14 protein-coding genes are annotated in these 19,638 nt (G+C 69.9%); 9 read left to right on the plus strand and 5 right to left on the minus strand.

Going from position 1 to position 19,638, the window contains the following annotated elements; translation table 11 throughout:
• Positions 1–37: 37 nt before the first annotated feature.
• From ACIQTP_RS21645 to ACIQTP_RS21660, 4 genes are all read right to left on the minus strand, one after another.
• Positions 38–1,303, minus strand: a complete 1,266-nt coding sequence (locus ACIQTP_RS21645) for a hypothetical protein (protein ID WP_403401864.1) — start codon at positions 1,301–1,303, stop codon at positions 38–40.
• Positions 1,285–2,022, minus strand: coding sequence for an ABC transporter ATP-binding protein (locus ACIQTP_RS21650; protein ID WP_403401866.1), 738 nt, complete (start codon positions 2,020–2,022; stop codon positions 1,285–1,287). Before ACIQTP_RS21650 ends, ACIQTP_RS21645 begins: the two co-directional genes overlap by 19 nt.
• 190 nt (positions 2,023–2,212) lie before the next feature.
• A complete protein-coding gene (locus tag ACIQTP_RS21655) occupies positions 2,213–3,595 on the minus strand; it encodes an aspartate aminotransferase family protein (RefSeq protein ID WP_402049659.1) in 1,383 nt (460 codons plus the stop codon).
• Complete coding sequence (locus ACIQTP_RS21660; protein ID WP_054235338.1) at positions 3,580–4,098, minus strand: Lrp/AsnC family transcriptional regulator; 519 nt, start codon at positions 4,096–4,098, stop codon at positions 3,580–3,582. The genes ACIQTP_RS21655 and ACIQTP_RS21660 overlap by 16 nt, the downstream gene beginning before the upstream one ends.
• Positions 4,099–4,263: 165 nt before the next feature.
• On the opposite strand from ACIQTP_RS21660, the gene ACIQTP_RS21665 reads away from it, so the two are divergent.
• Positions 4,264–5,703 (plus strand): gamma-aminobutyraldehyde dehydrogenase, encoded by a 1,440-nt coding sequence (locus ACIQTP_RS21665; RefSeq protein WP_402049663.1) that lies wholly within the window; start codon positions 4,264–4,266, stop codon positions 5,701–5,703.
• A 374-nt stretch (positions 5,704–6,077) separates the two neighbouring features.
• Positions 6,078–7,268, plus strand: a complete 1,191-nt coding sequence (locus ACIQTP_RS21670) for a spermidine/putrescine ABC transporter substrate-binding protein (protein ID WP_403401868.1) — start codon at positions 6,078–6,080, stop codon at positions 7,266–7,268.
• A 360-nt stretch (positions 7,269–7,628) separates the two neighbouring features.
• On the opposite strand, the gene ACIQTP_RS21675 is transcribed toward ACIQTP_RS21670, so the two are convergent.
• Complete coding sequence (locus ACIQTP_RS21675; protein ID WP_403401870.1) at positions 7,629–7,931, minus strand: hypothetical protein; 303 nt, start codon at positions 7,929–7,931, stop codon at positions 7,629–7,631.
• Between the two features lie 240 nt (positions 7,932–8,171).
• Here ACIQTP_RS21675 and ACIQTP_RS21680 point away from each other — a divergent pair, with 240 nt between their 5' ends.
• The 7 genes from ACIQTP_RS21680 (at position 8,172) to ACIQTP_RS21710 (ending at position 19,627) form a co-directional block, all read left to right on the plus strand.
• Entirely contained in the window at positions 8,172–11,330 is a 3,159-nt protein-coding gene (locus ACIQTP_RS21680; RefSeq protein WP_403401872.1) for a discoidin domain-containing protein, read from the plus strand.
• A 292-nt stretch (positions 11,331–11,622) separates the two neighbouring features.
• Positions 11,623–15,180 carry a choice-of-anchor D domain-containing protein gene (locus ACIQTP_RS21685; protein ID WP_403401873.1) on the plus strand — a complete coding sequence of 1,186 codons (3,558 nt, stop codon included), beginning with the start codon at positions 11,623–11,625 and terminating at the stop codon, positions 15,178–15,180.
• 153 nt (positions 15,181–15,333) lie between these two features.
• On the plus strand, positions 15,334–17,307 hold the full coding sequence (locus ACIQTP_RS21690; RefSeq protein WP_403401875.1) for a discoidin domain-containing protein: 1,974 nt from the start codon (positions 15,334–15,336) through the stop codon (positions 17,305–17,307).
• Between the two features lie 219 nt (positions 17,308–17,526).
• Entirely contained in the window at positions 17,527–17,940 is a 414-nt protein-coding gene (locus ACIQTP_RS21695; RefSeq protein WP_403401877.1) for a sortase-dependent protein, read from the plus strand.
• Positions 17,937–18,548: a class F sortase gene (locus tag ACIQTP_RS21700; protein ID WP_403401879.1), complete on the plus strand. Its 612-nt coding sequence runs from the start codon at positions 17,937–17,939 to the stop codon at positions 18,546–18,548. The genes ACIQTP_RS21695 and ACIQTP_RS21700 overlap by 4 nt, the downstream gene beginning before the upstream one ends.
• 94 nt (positions 18,549–18,642) lie before the next feature.
• Complete coding sequence (locus ACIQTP_RS21705) at positions 18,643–19,134, plus strand: RNA polymerase sigma factor (protein ID WP_403401881.1); 492 nt, start codon at positions 18,643–18,645, stop codon at positions 19,132–19,134.
• Entirely contained in the window at positions 19,118–19,627 is a 510-nt protein-coding gene (locus ACIQTP_RS21710) for a hypothetical protein (RefSeq protein WP_403401883.1), read from the plus strand. Before ACIQTP_RS21705 ends, ACIQTP_RS21710 begins: the two co-directional genes overlap by 17 nt.
• Positions 19,628–19,638: the final 11 nt, after the last annotated feature.

Below are 19,638 nucleotides of genomic sequence, written 5' to 3' on the forward strand. Positions count from 1 at the left end.
GGCCGGAAAGAAGCGGGAGGGAAGTACTTACGCGTGCTCAGCGCGCCAGTGGCATCGCGGCCAGTTCCGCGACCGCCCAGGTCAGCGGCCCGAACGCGGCGAGCAGCGCGCCCGCGCGAAGCAGCGCGGCGCCCCGCAGCACCGTGGTCGGTGCCCCCAGACGCAGCAGCGCCGCCGTGGTGTCGGCGCGCGCGTGTTTGGCCTCGACCGCCGCGGTCAGCAGGGTCGCGAGGGTGCACCCGGCCACGAGCAGCGCCCCGAGCGTGCTGAGCGGACCGAACGAGGGCCGCGCCCCCGAGTACACCGTCGCCATGGCGTACGCGCCGGACGCGACCGCGCACACCACACCGAGCGGGCGCCCGATGCGCCGGGCCTCCTCCTGGAGGACGCGCCCGGCGAGCAGCCGCAGCACGCCGGGGCGTACGGCCTGGAGCAGCCTCCCGCACAGGTGCGTGATCGCGGGGCCGGCGAGGATCAGCCCGAGCGCGGTCAGGGTCCAGCCGCCGAGCACCCCGGCGGGGCCGCCCGCGAACCGGCCGGGCAGCGCCAGACCGGGTGCCGGTCCCGAACGGCTCGCGTACGTCTCCACGGCGAGGCCTGCCGCGAGGACGGCCGTGCCCCAGGGCAGCCCGCCGGGGGCGGGCAGCGGAGGGGCGGGCTGCTGCGGGTCCAGTGGGCGCCCCGGCTGGTCGGCGTACGGGCCGGCCTCGGCGCGCGTACGGGAGGGCGTACGGGACGGCTTGCGGGGGGAGGCGCCGTTGGCCCTCGCTCGTCGGGGGCGGGCCGGCCAGGAACCCCGCGGCCGTAGCACCACCGCGCTCGCCACGGACGCGGCCAGCGGGACCAGGAGCAGCAGGGTCAGGGCCGCGGGCAGCGGCAGCGGGTGGTCGGAGGCGAGGAAGGCCGCCGCGCCGCCGTCGAAGGGCATGCCGGGCAGGTCGCCGCGCAGGTGCAGGAAGACGAGCAGCGCGAGCATCGAGCCGAGCGTGGTCGACAGGGCGGTGGTGACCGCCGAGATCGCCATCAGCCGGCCGGGGCCGAGTCCGATCGCCGAGAGCCCGGGGCGTGGCCTGGTCCCCGGGTCCGTACGGGCGACCGCGACCGCGAAGTGCACGGTGGCGGCGGCGGGCGCGAGACACCACAGGAGCCGCAGCGCCGCGCCGGCCGAGGGGTCCGGGTGCGCCATCGCGTACCCCAGCGTGCACAGGAGCAGGAAGCCGGTGCCCGCCGAGGCGGTGGCGACCAGCAGTCTGCGCACCTGGACGAGGGGGTGTGCCCCGCGGGCTAGACGGAGAGCGAGCACGCGGCCCGGCCTTCCGTCTCGGCGACAGGGGGCAGGTGGACGGTGTTCACGCGCCGTCCGTCGAGCAGTGACACCGTGCGGTCGGCGAGGGCCGCGGTGTCCGTGTCGTGGGTGGCCAGGACGACCGTGATGCCGTGCGAGCGGGCCGCCGCGGTGAGCGTGCGCAGGACGTGCGCGCGGTCGGCGCGGTGCAGCGGGGCGGTCGGTTCGTCGGCGAAGAGCACCGTGGGGGCGGGGACGAGCGCACGGGCGATGGCGACGCGCTGGCGTTCGGCCTGGAGCAGGGCGTGCGGGCGCTTGCGGGCGCAGTGGCCGATGTCCAGGCGTTCCAGCCACTCGAGGGCGGCGGTCTTGGCGGCCCGGCGGCCGTGGCCGCGCAGCATCAGGGGCAGCGCCGCGTTCTCCCAGGCGTTCAGTTCCGGTACGAGCACCGGCGTGGGGTCGATCCAGCCGAAGCGGTCGCGGCGCAGTCGTTCGCGGGTGACGAGGCCCATGGTGTGCACCGGCGCGCTGTTGAACCAGACCTCGCCCTGCTGTGGCAGCAGCTGCCCCGACAGGCACCGGAGCAGGGTCGTCTTGCCGCTGCCGCGTGGGCCGCCGACGGCGAGGATCTCGCCCTCGCGGATGCCGAGCGAGACACCGCTGAGCGCGGGCGAGCCGTTGTGCTTGACGTGCAGGGCACGTGCCCAGAGCACGTCGTTGTCCGGCGGGGCCACCATCGCGTACACCTCGGTTCAGATCTGATTTGCGCTGCCAATCCCCCGGACGAGGGAACGAAGGCAGGGCCGATCGGTCACTGGGCACGCTAGGGAGTCGGGGGCGGGAGGCCGGACAGCACGCGGCCCCGGGGCGCCCATTCTCACTCGAACGGGCGGCACCGGGGCCGTTGTTGATCATCCGGGAGGAAGATCAGAGCTTCGTCCACGCCTCCGTCAGCACCTGACGGACGATCCCCTCGATCTCGTCGAAGGTCGACTGGTCGGAGATCAGCGGCGGCGACAGCTGGATGACCGGGTCACCGCGGTCGTCGGCGCGGCAGTAGAGGCCGTACTCGAAGAGCTTCTTGGAGACGAAGCCGTAGAGCACGCGCTCCGACTCCTCGTCCGTGAACGTCTCCTTGGTGGCCTTGTCCTTCACCAGCTCGATGCCGTAGAAGAAGCCGTTGCCGCGGACGTCGCCGACGATCGGCAGGTCGTGCAGCTTCTGGAGGGTCTGGAGGAAGTTGGCCTCGTTGTCGAGCACGTGCTGGTTGAGGCCCTCGCGCTCGAAGATGTCGAGGTTGGTGAGCGCCACGGCCGCGGAGACCGGGTGGCCGCCGAAGGTGTAGCCGTGCAGGAAGGTGTTGTCGCCCTTGTAGAACGGCTCGGCGATCCGGTCCGAGACGATGGCGGCACCGATGGGGGAGTAGCCCGAGGTCATGCCCTTGGCGCAGGTGATGATGTCCGGGACGTAGTCGAACTTGTCACACGCGAACATCGTGCCGAGCCGGCCGAAGGCGCAGATGACCTCGTCGGAGACGAGCAGCACGTCGTACTTGTCGCAGATCTCGCGCACGCGCTGGAAGTAGCCGGGCGGCGGCGGGAAGCAGCCGCCGGCGTTCTGTACCGGCTCCAGGAAGACCGCCGCGACGGTCTCCGGGCCCTCGAAGAGGATCTCCTGCTCGATCTGGTCGGCGGCCCAGCGGCCGAAGGCCTCCGGGTCGTCACCGTGGATCGGGGCGCGGTAGATGTTCGTGTTCGGCACCTTGTGCGCGCCCGGGACGAGCGGCTCGAAGGGGGCCTTCAGAGCCGGCAGGCCCGTGATGGACAGGGCGCCCTGCGGGGTGCCGTGGTAGGCGACCGCGCGCGAGATGACCTTGTACTTCGTGTAGTTGCCGGTGAGCTTGTGGTACTGCTTGGCCAGCTTCCACGCGGTCTCGACGGCCTCGCCGCCACCGGTGGTGAAGAAGACCTTGTTCAGGTCGCCCGGAGCGTAGTGCGCGAGGCGCTCGGCGAGCTCGACGGCCTTGGGGTGGGCGTAGGACCACACCGGGAAGAAGGCCAGCTCCTGCGCCTGCTTGAACGCCGTCTCCGCGAGTTCGGTGCGGCCGTGGCCCGCCTGGACCACGAACAGGCCCGCGAGACCGTCGAGGTAGCGCTTGCCCTTGTCGTCGTAGATGTAGGTGCCCTCACCACGGACGATGGTGGGAACGGGCGCGTTCTCGTACGAGGACATGCGGGTGAAGTGCATCCACAAGTGGTCGTACGCGGTCTTGCTCAGGTCCTGTGTGCTCACGGCTATCGGGTTCCCCACATGTAGGTCTGCTTCTTGAGCTTCAGATAGACGAAGCTCTCGGTGGAGCGCACCCCGGGCAGGGCCCGGATGCGTTTGTTGATGACGTCCAGCAGGTGGTCGTCGTCCTCGCAGACGATCTCCGCGAGGATGTCGAACGAGCCCGCGGTCATCACCACGTACTCGACTTCCGACATGGCGGTCAGCGCGTCGGCCACCGGATCGAGGTCGCCCTCGACATTGACGCCGACCATCGCCTGCCTGCGGAAGCCCACGGTGAGCGGGTCCGTGACGGCGACGATCTGCATCACGCCCTGGTCGAGCAGCTTCTGCACGCGCTGGCGCACGGCCGCCTCGGACAGGCCGACGGCCTTGCCGATCGCGGCGTACGGACGGCGTCCGTCCTGCTGGAGCTGCTCGATGATGGCGAGGGACACGGAGTCCAGCTGGGGACTGCCGTTCCTGGACTCGCGGGTGGAGTCCCTGGGGTCTGCGCTTCGACTGGCCACGAGCTCACTGTGCACGACGTCTCGACGGTTCCGCAAGGCTGTAGCGATGAAATTCGTTGTTTACGACGGCGTAGCTTGCGGATTTCGCAGTCAAGGGGTGACTGGGGGTGTTGAAAACGTGGGCCCACGGATTAGGGTGGGTGTCTCAGCGATTGGACACCTGAACTTGGAGGGCCGGCAGTGAGCACCGAGCTGCGTCGTCTGCGCAATTACATCGACGGTGAGTTCCGGGACGCCGCCGACGGGCGGACCACCGAGGTCGTCAATCCCGCGACCGGCGAGGCGTACGCGACCGCGCCGCTGTCCGGTCAGGCCGACGTGGACGCCGCCATGGCGGCCGCCGCCGCGGCCTTCCCTGCCTGGCGCGACCAGACCCCGGCCGAGCGCCAGAAGGCCCTCCTGAAGATCGCGGACGCGTTCGAGGAGCGGGCCGAGGAGCTGATCGCCGCCGAGGTCGAGAACACCGGCAAGCCGATCGGACTGACCCGGTCCGAGGAAATCCCGCCCATGGTCGACCAGATCCGCTTCTTCGCGGGCGCGGCGCGGATGCTCGAGGGCCGCTCGGCCGGCGAGTACATGGAGGGCATGACGTCCATCATCCGCCGCGAGCCGATCGGCGTCTGCGCGCAGGTCGCGCCGTGGAACTACCCGATGATGATGGCGGTGTGGAAGTTCGCCCCGGCGCTCGCGGCGGGCAACACGGTCGTCCTGAAGCCCTCGGACACCACCCCCGCCTCCACCGTCCTGATCGCCGACATCATCGGCGGCATCCTGCCCAAGGGCGTCTTCAACGTCATCTGCGGCGACCGCGAGACCGGCCGGGCGATGGTCGAGCACCCGACCCCGGCGATGGCGTCCATCACCGGCTCCGTACGCGCGGGCATCTCGGTCGCCGAATCCGCGGCCAAGGACGTCAAGCGCGTCCACCTGGAGCTGGGCGGCAAGGCCCCGGTCGTGGTCTTCGAGGACACCGACATCGCCAAGGCCGTCGAGGACATCTCGGTCGCGGGCTTCTTCAACGCGGGCCAGGACTGTACGGCCGCCACCCGCGTCCTCGTCCAGGAGTCCATCCACGACGAGTTCGTCGCCGCGCTGGCCAAGGCCGCCGCCGAGACGAAGACCGGCCAGCCGGACGACGAGGACGTGCTCTACGGCCCACTGAACAACCCGAACCAGCTCAAGCAGGTCGCCGGGTTCATCGAGCGCCTGCCCGCGCACGCCAAGGTCGAGGCGGGCGGCCAGCAGGTCGGCGACAAGGGCTACTTCTACGCCGCGACCGTCGTCTCCGGCCTCAAGCAGGACGACGAGATCATCCAGAACGAGGTCTTCGGGCCGGTCATCACCGTTCAGTCCTTCACGGACGAGGCCCAGGCCATCGAGTGGGCCAACGGCGTCGACTACGCCCTCGCCTCCTCGGTCTGGACGAAGGACCACGGCCGCGCGATGCGCCTGTCGAAGTCCCTCGACTTCGGCTGCGTGTGGATCAACACCCACATCCCGCTGGTCGCCGAGATGCCGCACGGCGGCTTCAAGAAGTCCGGCTACGGCAAGGACCTGTCGGCGTACGGCTTCGACGACTACACGCGGATCAAGCACGTGATGACGTCGCTGGACGCGTAATGCGTACGGTGTGAACCGCGCGGCCCCGGACGGGAGTTGACCCCGTCCGGGGCCGCGGTGTTCCCCCCTCGCGATGGTCAGGCGCGCCGGCTGCCGCTGGTCGTGAGCGACGGGAGGCCCGGGTCACCACGACGAGCTCAAGGCCATGGCCGACACCTTCGACGGCGTACTCGCCCGTGCTCGGGGATCCGCAGTTCAAGGAGCGCCTGGTGGTCAGCCATGCCGACAACGCCGTACGTCACAACCGTGAGGCAGGCGCGGGGAGTTGGGTAACCGCCCGGTAACCAGGCGATTGACAGGGTGTCGGGTCGGCACGCGACCGCTCGACGCAGCGTCCATTGTTCGCGCCGAGTCGCACCAGGCATGCTGCCGGGGTGCCAGAGATTCGGAAGACCTCGCCCCTGTCCCGCCGGTCCCTGCTGCGCGCCCTGGGCGGGGGTGCGGCGCTCGGGGCCCTCGCGAGCTGCGGGGTGCCCGCCGCGTATGTGTCACCCGGTGATCGCGCCGGAGCCGACCTCTCGGCCCGCGACAAGCGGCTGACCTGGGCGAACTGGCCGCTCTACATAGACACCGACGACAAGGACCACACGAAGCGGCCCACGCTGGACGCCTTCCGCAAGCGCACCGGGATCTCCGTCGACTACATCGAGGAGATCAACGACAACGACGAGTTCTTCGGCAAGATCAGCCCGTCCCTGATGAACCACCAGCAGACCGGCCGCGACCTGATCGTCATCAGCGACTGGATGTGCGCGCGCTTCGTCCGGCTCGGCTGGGTGCAGGAGATGGACCGCGCCAGGCAGCCGAACGTGGCCAAGTACCTTGACCCGCTGCTGAGTCGTCCCGCGTTCGACCCCGGCCGCAGGTCCACCGTGCCGTGGCAGTCCGGTATCACCGGCATCGCATACAACCACCGCAAGCTCGGTCGCGAGATCAGCCACGTCTCGGACCTGTGGGCCTCCGACCTCAAGGGCAGGGTCACCCTGCTCTCCGGCCTCGACGAGGCGTTCGCGCTGCTCATGCAGGGCAACGGCGTCGACATCACCTCGTGGAAGGCCGACGACTTCCACGAGATCTGCGACCAGGTCGAGAAGTACGTGCACAGCGGCCAGATCCGCCGCTTCACGGGCAACGACTACACCAAGGACCTGGTCAGCGGTGACGTACTGGCCTGTCAGGCGTACTCGGGAGACGTGATCCAGCTCCAGGCGGACAACCCGGACATCCGCTTCGTCGTCCCCGAGGAGGGCGCCGAGCTGTGGTCCGACTCGCTGATGATCCCCAACCTGGCCCGCCACAAGGCCAACGCCGAGAAGCTCGTCGACTACTACTACGAGCCCGAGGTCGCCGCCGAACTGGCGTCCTGGGTCAACTACGTCTGCCCGGTCCCGGCCGCCCAGCACATCCTCGCCTCCTCCAAGGACGAGGACACCGCCGCCCTCGCCGAGAACCCGCTGATCTTCCCCGACGCCACCATGCGGAAGCGGCTGGCGATCGCCCGCGACATCACGTCCACGGAACGCACGGAGTTCGCCAAGCGCTGGAACACGATCGCGGGACTCTGACCGGCCTCCTCCGGTTAGGCGCCTGGAAGGCGCCGCCAGGGGGCGCGCGCGGCGTCGTTCGCAACGCCGCGTCTATCACCTTGCCGAGGACGGAATCGCGGGGCCCCGGACCATCAAGGCGCTGGATCGATGGGCCAACGCGCCGCACCCGGACCCTGACCCCCGGCAAGCACCCAATCCCGAGCGTGCCATCCAGAAGTGCGGCGTGACTGGCTGCACCTACTACGTCAGCGAGTCCGGGACGCGCGTCCTCAACAACTGGCTGAACGACCCCGAAACCAACCTCGCCGCAGACATCACCTCGTGTCAGGTGTGCGGCGCAGCCGAGTGGGTCACCGAATCTCTTGGTGCGTTCTGCGACTACGAGGTGATGCTCGGGAAATACGTGCTGAGTACGGCGACCGGGAACGCGGTCGCGAACGACGCCTGCCTGGCCGTGAAGACGACACTCGCCACCGTGGGCGGGGTGCTCGTACTCGCGCCGGCCTTCAGCACCGACAATGCAACAACTGCACCCTGTGACGGGTGCCAGATACTGGCCCGCCCCGCAGAGCGGAGCGCGGTGAGGGCCACCCGTGCCCAGTCGACGCACCAGGCGCAGCCCCGGCCGAGGGCCCGAAGCTTCCACACCGGGTGGCCGTCGGCGCTGGTCCGAACGTCCAAGAGGCCCCTCCCGCTGTTCACCGAGGAGCCGTGCGCCTCTGGCGGCAGCGGAAGGCTGGTGGGAGAAGACGAAGTCCGCCGAGGGACCGCGCCGCGTTCCATCCGGGATTTGCGGACTTCAGCAAGAAACTTGCGAAATCTTGCGTGGTTCATTCTTTGCTTCGTCAGAATCTAGCGGGGTGGATGGGGGCTCTGTACGGTCGGGGCGCCGGTTTCCCGCTCTCCTTGAAGGAGCATCAGATGCTGACGATCCCCAGACCGTGGCGCGGCATCCGCCGCGCCGGGCGCCGACTGGCGGTGGCAGTCGTCGCCGCGGTCGGCGCGATGTGCGTGTCCGTCTTACCGGCCGCCGCCACCCAGGGAGCGCCGCCGTCCAAGGCGCTCCGGGCCGGCCCGACGGCCTCCGCTCCCCGGCAGGCGCACGCGGCGGTGGGTGCGACGACGCCGTTCTCGGTCTACGAGGCCGAGGCGGGAACGCCGGGCGGAGGCGCGGCCGTACGGTCGCTGACCTCGGCGCCGACGACGCAGTACTCGAGCGCCGCCCTGGAGGCTTCGGGTCATTCCTATGTCCACCTGGGCGACACGGGCCAGTCGGTGCAGTGGACGAACACCACCGGGCAGCCGATCTCGTTTCTCAACGTCCGCGCGAGCATCCCGGATTCGGCATCCGGCGGTGGTGTCACCGGGACGCTGGACCTGTACGTGAACGGGGTGTTCCGGCAGGCGCTGAACCTCAACTCGCGGCAGAGCTGGGTGTACGAGGGCAACGGCAACTACAACACGAGCGACAACCAGAACCCGGCCGACGGCGACCCGAGGGTCTTCTGGGACGAGTCGCACACCTTCGTCACCGGGTCCCCGATCCCGGCGGGCGCCACGTTCTCGCTGCGCAAGGACTCCGACAACAGCGCGTCCTTCTACGACGTGGACTCCGTCGACGTGGAGAACCCGCCGGCGCCGCTGACACAGCCGGCGAACTCGATCTCGATCACGAGCTGCGGCGCGGTGGCGGACAACAATCCGACCAACGGCGCGGCCGACAGCCAGTCGGTGGACAGCCGGGCCGCCATCCAGAACTGCATCGACCAGGCGCAGTCGCAGGGCAAGATCCTGTGGATACCCCAGGGCACCTTCTACGTGAAGGGCACCGCCGGGCTGAACGCACAGGGGATCACCATCGCGGGCGCGGGCCTGTGGTACAGCACGGTCTACCGTGACGTCCCGGTCCCCAACAGCACGCCGCTGGCGGCACTGTTCGACCTGACCTCCTGCACCGTGCGGAACTTCCACATCGACGCCAACGCCGTCAGCCGGAGCACCATCGGCGGGGACGGCGGCGCGATGGACACCACCGGCACCGGCTGGCTGGCCGACGGCATCTGGACCCAGCACACCATGTCGGGCTTCTGGGCCTCCGGCACCGGCGGGACGGTGAAGAGCAGCAGGCTGACGTCGATCTGGGCGGACGGGATCAACGTCAACAACGTGTCGCTGGGCGCGGACACCGGCAACGACCTGACGGTCACCGGCAACTTCGTCCGCGGTACCGGGGACGACGCGATCGCCATCAACTCGGTGGACTACAACACCAACGGCGACGGTTCCAAGACGTACTACAACCCGATGAACAATGTCACCGTCAGCGACAACACCTCGATCGCACCGTGGGGCGGCAAGGGTGTCGGGATCTACGGGGGCAGCGGCCACCAGGTCAAGGACAACTACATCAGCGACACGGCCCGCTACATCGGTCTGGGAGCCGGGCGCTTCGGTGTCAACGGCAGCGACCTGCTGTCCGCGACCGTGACGGGCAACACCGTGGTCCGCTCCGGCGGCAACGCCTACAGCCAGGGCCAGCCCGCCCTGCACATCGGCAACGGCGGCGACGGACAGAACACCGGGACCGTCGACAAGGTCACGGTGACCGGAAACACCGTCACCGACTCCCTCTACGACGGGATCGCCTTCTCCACCTCGACCAACACCCTGCTCCAGGACAACACCGTCAGCGGCCCCGGCCGCAACGGCATCGCGATCTCACCGTCGTTCTACCCCGCGCCCACCGGTTCCGCGACGATCACCGGCAACACGGTCACCGGGCTCAGTGCCGGTGCCTCGGCCTTCGTCAACAACTCCAGCGGGTTCGTCGCCACGCTGAGCGACAACCACTGGCCGCCGGCCGCTCCCGAGGGCCCCTACGGCGGCACCGCGGCCGCCGTGCCCGGCACGGTGCAGGCGGAGGACTACGACACCGGCGGCCAGGGGGTGGCCTACAACGTCACCTCCGTCAACGGCAACGCCAACTCCTACCGCGCCGACGGGGTGGACCTCGACAACGCCTCGGACACCGGCGGCGGTTACAACCTGGGCTGGACCGGTGGCGGACAATGGTTCCGCTACACCGTCAACGTCGCCACGGCCGGCACCTACACCCTCGGCCTCCGGGTCGCGGCCCCGTCCGCGGTGACAGGCGCGCTGCACCTGTCGGACGCCTCCGGCGCCGACCTCACCGGAGCCGTCGACCTGCCCGCCACCGGCGACTGGCAGACCTGGGCCACCGTGACCACGCATCTGGTCCTGCCCGCGGGCCGGCAGATTCTGACTCTCGACCAGGACAGCGGCGGCTGGAACATCAACCATCTCGGCTTCATCGCGGGGAGCGGCTCACCGCAGGCCACCCTGACCGCGTCTCCCGGCTCACTGACCTTCGCCGACCAGGCGGTGAACACGACCAGCGCCGCGCGGACCGTCACCGTCACCAACTCCGGCACCGCCACCGCCTCGATCACCCAAGTCACCGCAGGCGGTGACTTCGCCCAGACCAACACCTGCGGCACCTCGCTGGCCGCCGGAGCGAGCTGCACGGTCTCCGTCACCTTCAGACCCACCACCTCCGGCACCCGCACCGCCACCCTTGGCGTGACCGGCAACCAGTCCGACAACCCCACCACGGTGGCCCTGTCGGGCACCGGCACCGACACCACCGGGACCAACCTCGCCGCCGGCAAGCCCACCAGCGAGTCCAGCCACACCGACGTATACCCGTCGTCGAACGTGACGGACGGCAACCAGGGCTCCTACTGGGAAAGCGCCAACAACAGGTTTCCGCAGTGGGTCCAGGTCGATCTGGGCTCGGCGCGGAGCGCCTCCCGCGTGGTCCTGCAACTGCCCGCCACCTGGGGTGCCCGCACCCAGACCCTCACTCTCAGCGGCAGCACGGACGGCACCACCTTCACCACCCTGAAGTCCTCGGCCGCCTACACCTTCGACCCGAACACCAAGAACACCGTCACGCTCACCTTCCCCGCCGCCACCCAGCGCTACTACCGCGTCACCATCACCGCCAACAACGGCTGGCCCGCGGGCCAGGTCTCCGAGTTCCAGATCTGGGCCTCCTGACGCCACCCGGCCCACGGTGCCGCCGGACACTCCGTCCGGCGGCACCGCCATGTGCGCGGCCTGCGCGGCCCGGTGCTGGATGCGGCCTCAGGGCGGAACATTAGATCTTGCGGGCTGAATTTTTATTGTTGCAATGTTCTGTCTAGTTCTTGCGTGTCCATGTCGACGATATTACGGTCCCCCTCGCGTCGTTACCGCCCCCTGTCTCCCCCCTCTCCCTTTGAGCCCGTCCCTCCCTTCCTGGCGGCGTCAGCGGCACAGTTCCGGCATTTCGTGATGAAAGGAGTGGCACGTGTTCCATTCCATCCGAGATCTGAGACGAGCCCTCGTCTGGGTGGTCAGCACCGCGATGGTGGCTGCCGTCGGCGTCTTGGCTCTGGCTGTCCAGCCCGCTTGGGCGGCGACCGCCACCGGCGGCAGCGGCGCGAGCCTGCCGTACGTCGAGGTGCAGGCGGAGAACTCCGCCACCAACGGCACGCCCATCGGACCGAGTTACACCCAGGGCCAGTTGGCCGACGAGGCGTCGTACCGCAAGGCGACGACGCTGCAGGGCACCGGCAAGTACGTCACGTTCACCACGCCGGTGGCGACCAACTCGATCAACTTCCGCTACAGCATCCCCGACACCTCGAACGGCTCGGTCTACACCGCCGCCCTGTCCCTGTACATCGACGGCGTCAAGCAGCCCGACTTCACCCTGACCAACGCCTACAGCTGGTACTACGGCAGCTACCCCTTCACCAACACGCCGGGCAGCAACCCGCACCACTTCTACGACGAGGCCCACCGCCTGTTCTCCACCACGTATCCGGCGGGAACGACCTTCAAGCTGCAGGTCGACTCGGGCGACACCGCCTCCTCGTACACGATCGACTTCGCCGACTTCGAGCAGGTCGGCGCCGCCCTGACCGCACCCTCGGGGTCGGTGTCGGTGACCAGCAAGGGCGCCGACGCGACCGGTGTGAACGACGCGACCAGCGCGTTCAACGCCGCGATCAGCTCGGCAGGACCCGGCGGCACCGTGTGGATCCCGCCGGGCACCTTCAACATCCCCGGCCACATCAGCGTCAACAACGTCACGATCGCCGGCGCCGGCATGTGGTACTCGACCGTCACCGGCACGGCCCCCGGCTTCTACGGCAACTCGGCGCCCAACGCGAGCACCGGTGTGCGCCTGCAGAACTTCGCGATCTTCGGCAATGTGCAGGAACGCGACGACAGCGCGCAGGTCAACGGCATCGGCGGCGCGATGAGCAACTCGACCGTCTCCAGTCTGTGGATCGACCACATGAAGGTCGGCGCCTGGATGGACGGGCCGATGGACGGGCTGACGTTCACCGGCATGCGCATCCGGGACACCACCGCGGACGGCATCAACTTCCACGGCGCCGTCACCAACTCGAAGGTGACCAACAGCGACATCCGCAACACCGGTGACGACGGCATCGCCACCTGGGCGGACTCCGGCATCGGTGCCGACGCCAACGACACGATCTCCAACAACACCGTGTCGCTGCAGATCCTCGCCAACGCCATCGCGATCTACGGCGGCCACGACAACACCGTCAGCGGCAACCGAGTGGTCGACACCGGCCTCGCCCAGGGCGGCGGCATCCACGTGGGACAGCGCTTCACGTCGACGCCGGTCGGCCTCACCACGATCTCCGACAACACCATGATCCGGGCCGGCAGCCTCGACCCGAACTGGCAGTTCGGGGTCGGCGCACTGTGGTTCGACGGCAGCCAGGGCGCGATCACCGGCCCCATCAACGTGACCAACGCGCTGATCCAGCAGAGTCCGTACGAAGCCGTCCAGTGGGTCGAGGGCACCATCAGCGGGGTCAACCTGAACAACGTGACCATCGCCGGCACCGGAACCTTCGCCCTGCAGGAGCAGACCGGCGGCGCCGCGAAGTTCACCAACGTCACGGCGACCGGCGTCGGTTACTCGTCCCCGGTGTACAACTGCTCGGGCGGCAACTTCGTCGTCACCGACGGCGGCGGCAACTCCGGCATCAGCGGCACGCCGTACTGCGGTGGTTGGCCGGCTCCGGTGTATCCGCCCTACCCGTCCGAAGGCGTGACGGCCACCCCCGGCGCGCTCAACTTCGGCTCCGTCGCGACCGGTTCGACGAGCGCCGCGCAGACCGTGACGGTCTCCAACCCGACCAACACGGCCGCGTCCGTCTCGTCGATCTCCGCCAGCGGCGACTACTCCCAGACCAACACGTGCGGCTCGTCGATCGCGGCGAACGGCTCCTGCACCGTCAGCGTGAAGTTCGCGCCGACGGCGACCGGCAGCCGTAGCGGATCCCTGACCGTCAACGCGGGCGGGACCACCAACACGGTCAGCCTGTCCGGTACCGGCACCGCGCCGGGCCCGGTGCTGAACACCGACCCGGCGAGCCTGTCCTTCGACGGTACGGTGGTCGGCTCGTCGGCCGCCGCGCAGACCGTGAAGGTGACCAACTCGGGTACCGCGTCGGCGAACATCTCGGGCGTCGCGGTGACCGGTGACTTCAGCCAGACCAACAACTGCTCCACCCTCGCGGTCGGCGCGTCCTGCACCGTGAGTGTCGGGTTCAAGCCCACCGCGGGCGGATCGCGCACCGGCAACCTGACCGTCACCAGCAACGCCAACAACAGCCCGACCACCGTCTCCCTGTCCGGCAGCGGCATCGACAGCGGCACCGACATCGCCGCCGGACGGCCCGCCACGGCGAGTTCGAGCAGCAGTCCGTACGTTGCCTCGAACCTCACCGACCCGGACGCGTCGACGTACTGGGAGAGCACGAACGGCTCGTTCCCGCAATGGGCCCAGGTCGACCTCGGCCAGAACTTCAGCGTCGGCAAGGTCGTGCTCAAGCTTCCGCCCGCGACGGCATGGTCGGCTCGCACACAGACCCTGTCGGTCCTGGGATCCACGGACGGCTCCAGTTTCTCGACGATCAAGGCCTCGGCCGGGTACACCTTCGACCCGAACGCCAACAACAACACGGCGACGATCACGTTCAACGCCGCCACCGCGAGATACGTGCGCGTGAACATCACCGCCAACTCGGGCTGGAACGCCGCCCAGTTGTCGGCCCTCCAGGTGTTCCCCAGCGGCGGCGGCTCCTCGCCGGCGACCCTGTCGGCCGACCCGACGTCGCTGTCGTTCCCCAGCCAGGCGCTCAACACCGCCAGCAGCGCGCGGACGGTGACGGTGACCAACACCGGTACCGCGGCCGCGGCCGTCTCCGGCGTCACCGCCACAGGCGACTTCTCGCAGACGAACACCTGCGGGACGTCGATCGCGGCGGGCGCCTCGTGCACGGTGGCCGTCACGTTCACGCCCACCGCGTCCGGCACCCGCACCGGCGACCTCAGCATCGCCAGCAACGCGTCGAACGGCACGACCACGGTCGCGCTGACCGGCACCGGGGCCGGCGCGGCGAACCAGAACCTGGCGGCCGGGAAGCCCACCACCGAGTCCAGCCACACCGACGTGTACGCGTCGTCGAACGTGACGGACGGCAACCAGGGCAGCTACTGGGAGAGCGCCAACAACGCCTTCCCGCAGTGGGTGCAGGTGGATCTCGGTTCCGCGCAGAGCGCAGGCCGAGTCGTCCTCCAGCTCCCGGCCGGCTGGGGCGCCCGTAACCAGACGCTGTCCCTGTCGGGCAGCACCGACGGCTCCGCCTTCACCACCGTCAAGTCGTCGGCCACGTACACCTTCGACCCCGCCACCAACAACACGGTCACCATCACGTTCGCGGCGACCACCCAGCGCTACTTCCGGGTGAACCTCACGGCCAACACCGGCTGGCCGGCCGGCCAGATCTCCGAGTTCCAGGTCTGGAACACCTGATCCGACCCGTGGGTGCCGCCGGGCGCGCTCGTGCCCGGCGGCACCCACCCGATCCGACGGGCCCGGCCCCCCACAGGGTCACGGCCGGCGCCGGTCAACCAAGTCCGCACGCCCGTGGTCGACGGAAGTCGACAGCCGACCGGAGGAGTCCAGATGGGTGTCACGCGCAGGGTCTTCCTGCAGGCCGCGATCGCGGCCACCGCGGTGGGAACGATGGGAGTCGCCGAGACCGTACTCGCCGAACCCGCGTCGGCGGCCGGCTCGCCGGGCGACGTGGTCGGCAAGATCAGCGTCGGCTACCAGGGCTGGTTCGCGTGCATCGGCGACGGCGCACCCATCAACGGCTGGTGGCACTGGACCCAGAACTGGGGCCAGCCGCCGTCCCCGTCCAACACCGGCATCAAGTGCTGGCCCGACATGCGCGACTACACGAGGACGTACCAGACGTCCTACGCCGCCTTCGGCAACGGCCGGCCCGCCACCCTCTTCTCCTCGTACGACCAGCAGACGGTGAACACGCACTTCCTGTGGATGCAGCAGAACAACATCGACACCGCGGCACTCCAGCGCTTCAATCCCACCGGCGGTGAGGGCCCCACCCGCGACGCCATGGCGACCAAGGTGCGCAGCGCCGCCGAGTCGTACGGCCGGAAGTTCTACCTCATGTACGACGTCACCGGCTGGACGAACATGCAGTCCGAGATCAAGACGGACTGGACCAACAAGATGTCCGCGCACACCGCGTCCTCGGCCTACGCGACGCAGAACGGCAAGCCGGTCGTCTGCATCTGGGGCTTCGGCTTCAACGACAACAACCACCCCTTCACCGCCGACGCCTGCCTCGACGTCATCAACTGGTTCAAGAGCCAGGGCTGTTACGTCATCGGCGGCGTCCCGCGCGAATGGCGGACGGGCACCGGGGGCTCACGGGCCGGCTATCTCGGCGTCTACCACGCCTTCAACATGATCTCGCCGTGGATGGTCGGCGCCATCGGCAACGTGGCCGACGCCGACAACGCCTACAACACCTACACCGTCGGCGACCAGGCCGACTGCAACGCCAACGGCATCGACTACCAGCCGTGCGTGCTGCCCGGCGACCTGTCCGGACGCCAGCGCGCGCACGGAGACTTCATGTGGCGGCAGTTCTACAACGTGGTCCGGGCCGGGGCGCAGGGCATCTACATCTCGATGTTCGACGAGTACAACGAGGGCAACCAGATCGCCAAGACCGCCGAGACCCAGGCATGGGTGCCCACCAACTCCGGATTCCTCGCCCTCGACGAAGACGGCACCGCCTGCTCCGCCGACTACTACCTGCGCCTGACCGGCGACGGTGGCCGCATGCTCAAGGGCCAGCTCGCGCTGACCGCAACTCGCCCCACCCAGCCCATCGTTCCCACCGGCGGCGACACCACACCGCCCGCCGCGCCGGGTACCTTGACCGTCAGCGGGCACACCAGCAACTCCGTCTCGCTGGCCTGGAACGCCTCGGCCGACAATGTCGGTGTCACCGGCTACCGGGTCCTTCAGGTGTCCGGTTCGAGCAGTACCCAGGTGGGCACCACCGGCGCCACCTCCTTCACCGTCACCGGACTCGGCGCGGCCACCGCGTACACCTTCGACGTCGTCGCCCTCGACGCGGCGGGAAACGTGTCGCAGCCCTCCAACCAGGTCACCGTCACCACCGACGCCCCTTCCGGCAATGTCAACCTCGCCCTCCACCGCCCCACCACGGAGAGCAGTCACACCCAGACGTACGCCTCGGGCAACGCGACCGACGGTGACGCCAACACCTACTGGGAGTCGGCCAACAACGCCTTCCCGCAGTGGGTCCAGGTCGACCTGGGCGCCTCCACCGGCGTCAAACGGATCGTCCTCCGGCTCCCCCCGGCGACCGCCTGGGGCACCCGCGCCCAGACCATCTCCGTCCAGGGCAGCACGGACGGCGGCACCTTCGCCCAGCTTCTCGCCTCGGCGGGTTACACCTTCGACCCGGCGACCGGCAACACCGCGACCCTCACGCTCCCCTCCACCGTCACCACCCGCTACGTACGACTCACCTTCACCGCCAACAGCGGCTGGCCGGCCGGGCAGGTCTCGGAGTTCCAGGTCTTCGGCGTCTGACGAACAGCGGGACCTGGAGGACGGCCTCCACGAGGACACGGACATGGCCTTGTCGATCAGGGCTCTCACGCAGGATGCTCCGGAGCCCACCGAAAGGGGGGCTCCGGCGGCTTTGCCAGCTCTTTACAACCCGTTCGCCCGCTGCCTCGTCTCTTCGCACGATCCGTACCTCAGCCCGCCGGGTCACCGGGCGGGCGGACCGACGAAAGAGAGCGATTCATGCGCCGAACTGTCCTCAGCTCCATGGCACTCGCGTGTACCGCCGTGCTGGCGAGCACGGTGCCCGCGTTCGCCAGTGGGGCGAGCCCGGTCCCGACGGTCCGTCCGACCGCCACCGCCGCCCCCTCCCAGGCGCCGACCGGCAGTGCCACCCCGAGCGCCGCCCCGAGCGCGGTGCCGACCACCCGCCCGGCCTCCGGCACCCCGTCCCAGGCGCCGAGCGTCGGCACGCCGACCCGGGCGCCGGGTCAGGTCGCCGTCGTGCCGAAGGGAGCGCCCGACACCGGTGTGGCGCCGGCGGCGTCGAAGTCCGGAGGCCAGGGCGGGCTGATCGGCGGGGGTGCCGCCGCGGCGTTCGTCATGGGTGGCGCGGCGGTCCTCGTCGTACGTCGCCGGCGGGCGACTGGGGAATGACCTCGCTCTCCAGGCGCGCCTTCGTCACCGCGGCGACGGCCTCGCTGCTCGTGAGCTGCGGCGGCCACGGGACCGACTCGACCGCACCCGCACACCCAGGGAGCACGCCGGTGCCCTCGCGGACCTCCGCGAAGGCCGCGCAGGCCCTCGGGCGTTCGGTCCCGGTCGGGTTGCGGATCCCGGCCATCGGGGTCGACACCCCGGTCATGCAGCTGGGGCTGGCCGCGGACGGCAGCGTCCAGGTGCCCCCGATCAAGGCGCACGACCGGGCGGGCTGGTACCGGAACTCGCCGACGCCGGGTCAGACCGGTCCGTCGGTGATCCTCGGCCATGTCACGGTCGGTGCCTACGGGGACGGGGTCTTCCGCCGTCTCGCGCGGTTGCGGAAGGGCGACCGGATCGCGGCGCGTCTGGAGAACGGCAGGACGGCGGCGTTCACCGTCACCACCGTACGGACGGTCGCCAAGGCCGACTTCCCGTCGGACGAGGTGTACGGGGACGTGGACCGTCCCGAGCTGCGGCTCATCACGTGCGGAGGGACCCGTACCGGTACGGGCTACCTCGACAACGTGATCGTCTTCGCCGCGCTGAGCTCAGCGACGCCCTGACCCACCGGGACCGATCCCGGGCCGATGGAACGCACGCCGTCGGCCCGGGCTCTTCCCCACGAGTGCCCGCACGACGTCACGACCATGGAGAGCTTTGAAACGGTCCCGCGAGAAGGCCGCGTCCGAGCTGTTCGCCGCCCTCTATCCGCGCCTCGCCGGCTGGTGCCGGCGTCTCGTCGACGACGACGAGACCGCCCACGAGATCGCCTCGGAGGCGTTCACCCGGCTCTGGGCCCGCTGGACCTCCGTGGCGGAACCCCGGGGCTTCCTCTACGTCACCGCGGCCAACCTCGTCCGGGACCACTGGCGCAAGCTCGAGCGCGAACGCAGAGCCGTGCACCGTGCCACCGCCGAGGCCGCCGTCCGCCCGCACACCGAACAGTCCGACCCGTCCGTACGCCTGCTCGTGCAGTCGCTCCCGGAACGACTGCGCGTCCCGATCCTCCTGCACTACTACGCTGACATGCCGATCCGGGAGGTGTCCGTGCTGACCGGACGCAAGGAAGGAACCATCAAGGCCGACCTCCACGCGGCCCGCGAACTGCTCCGCGCCCACCTGAGGAGAAGCCTTGATCACACACCCTGACGAGGGTCCGGACTTCGACCCCGACGACCCGCTCGCCGTCATCCTGCGGCCCGCCTCCGACTACCTCGGCCCACCCCCCGGCCGCTACCAGGCGATCCGCCGCGGCGCGTCCCGCCGCCGGCTGCTGCGCACCGCGGTCGGGGTCGGGTCGGTGTGCGCGGTCGCCGCCCTTGTCGCGCTGCCGGTCCACCTGTCGACGTCCCAGGCGCCCGCGTCCCCGACGGTCCCGCTCGCCCCGCCCTCCGAGGGCCGTCCTTCGGCCGTGCCCCCGAGCCCGTCGGCGTCCCCCGTGCCCGTCGGCCCCAGTCGCACCCCGGGGAACCGGACGGCCAGTCCCACCCCCGGGAGCCGGACGGCCGGCCCCACCCAGACGGCCCGGCCGACCGGCCGCGTCACGTCCCAGCCGGCCGTCCCCACCCCGGCACCGTCGTCGACACCGACCACGCCCGTCGCCCAGCCGTCGATCGCGCCGAGCGGGTCTCCCCGCCGTTGACCGGACGACCC

It is taken from the genome of Streptomyces sp. NPDC090798, assembly GCF_044768965.1.
Classification (GTDB): domain Bacteria; phylum Actinomycetota; class Actinomycetes; order Streptomycetales; family Streptomycetaceae; genus Streptomyces.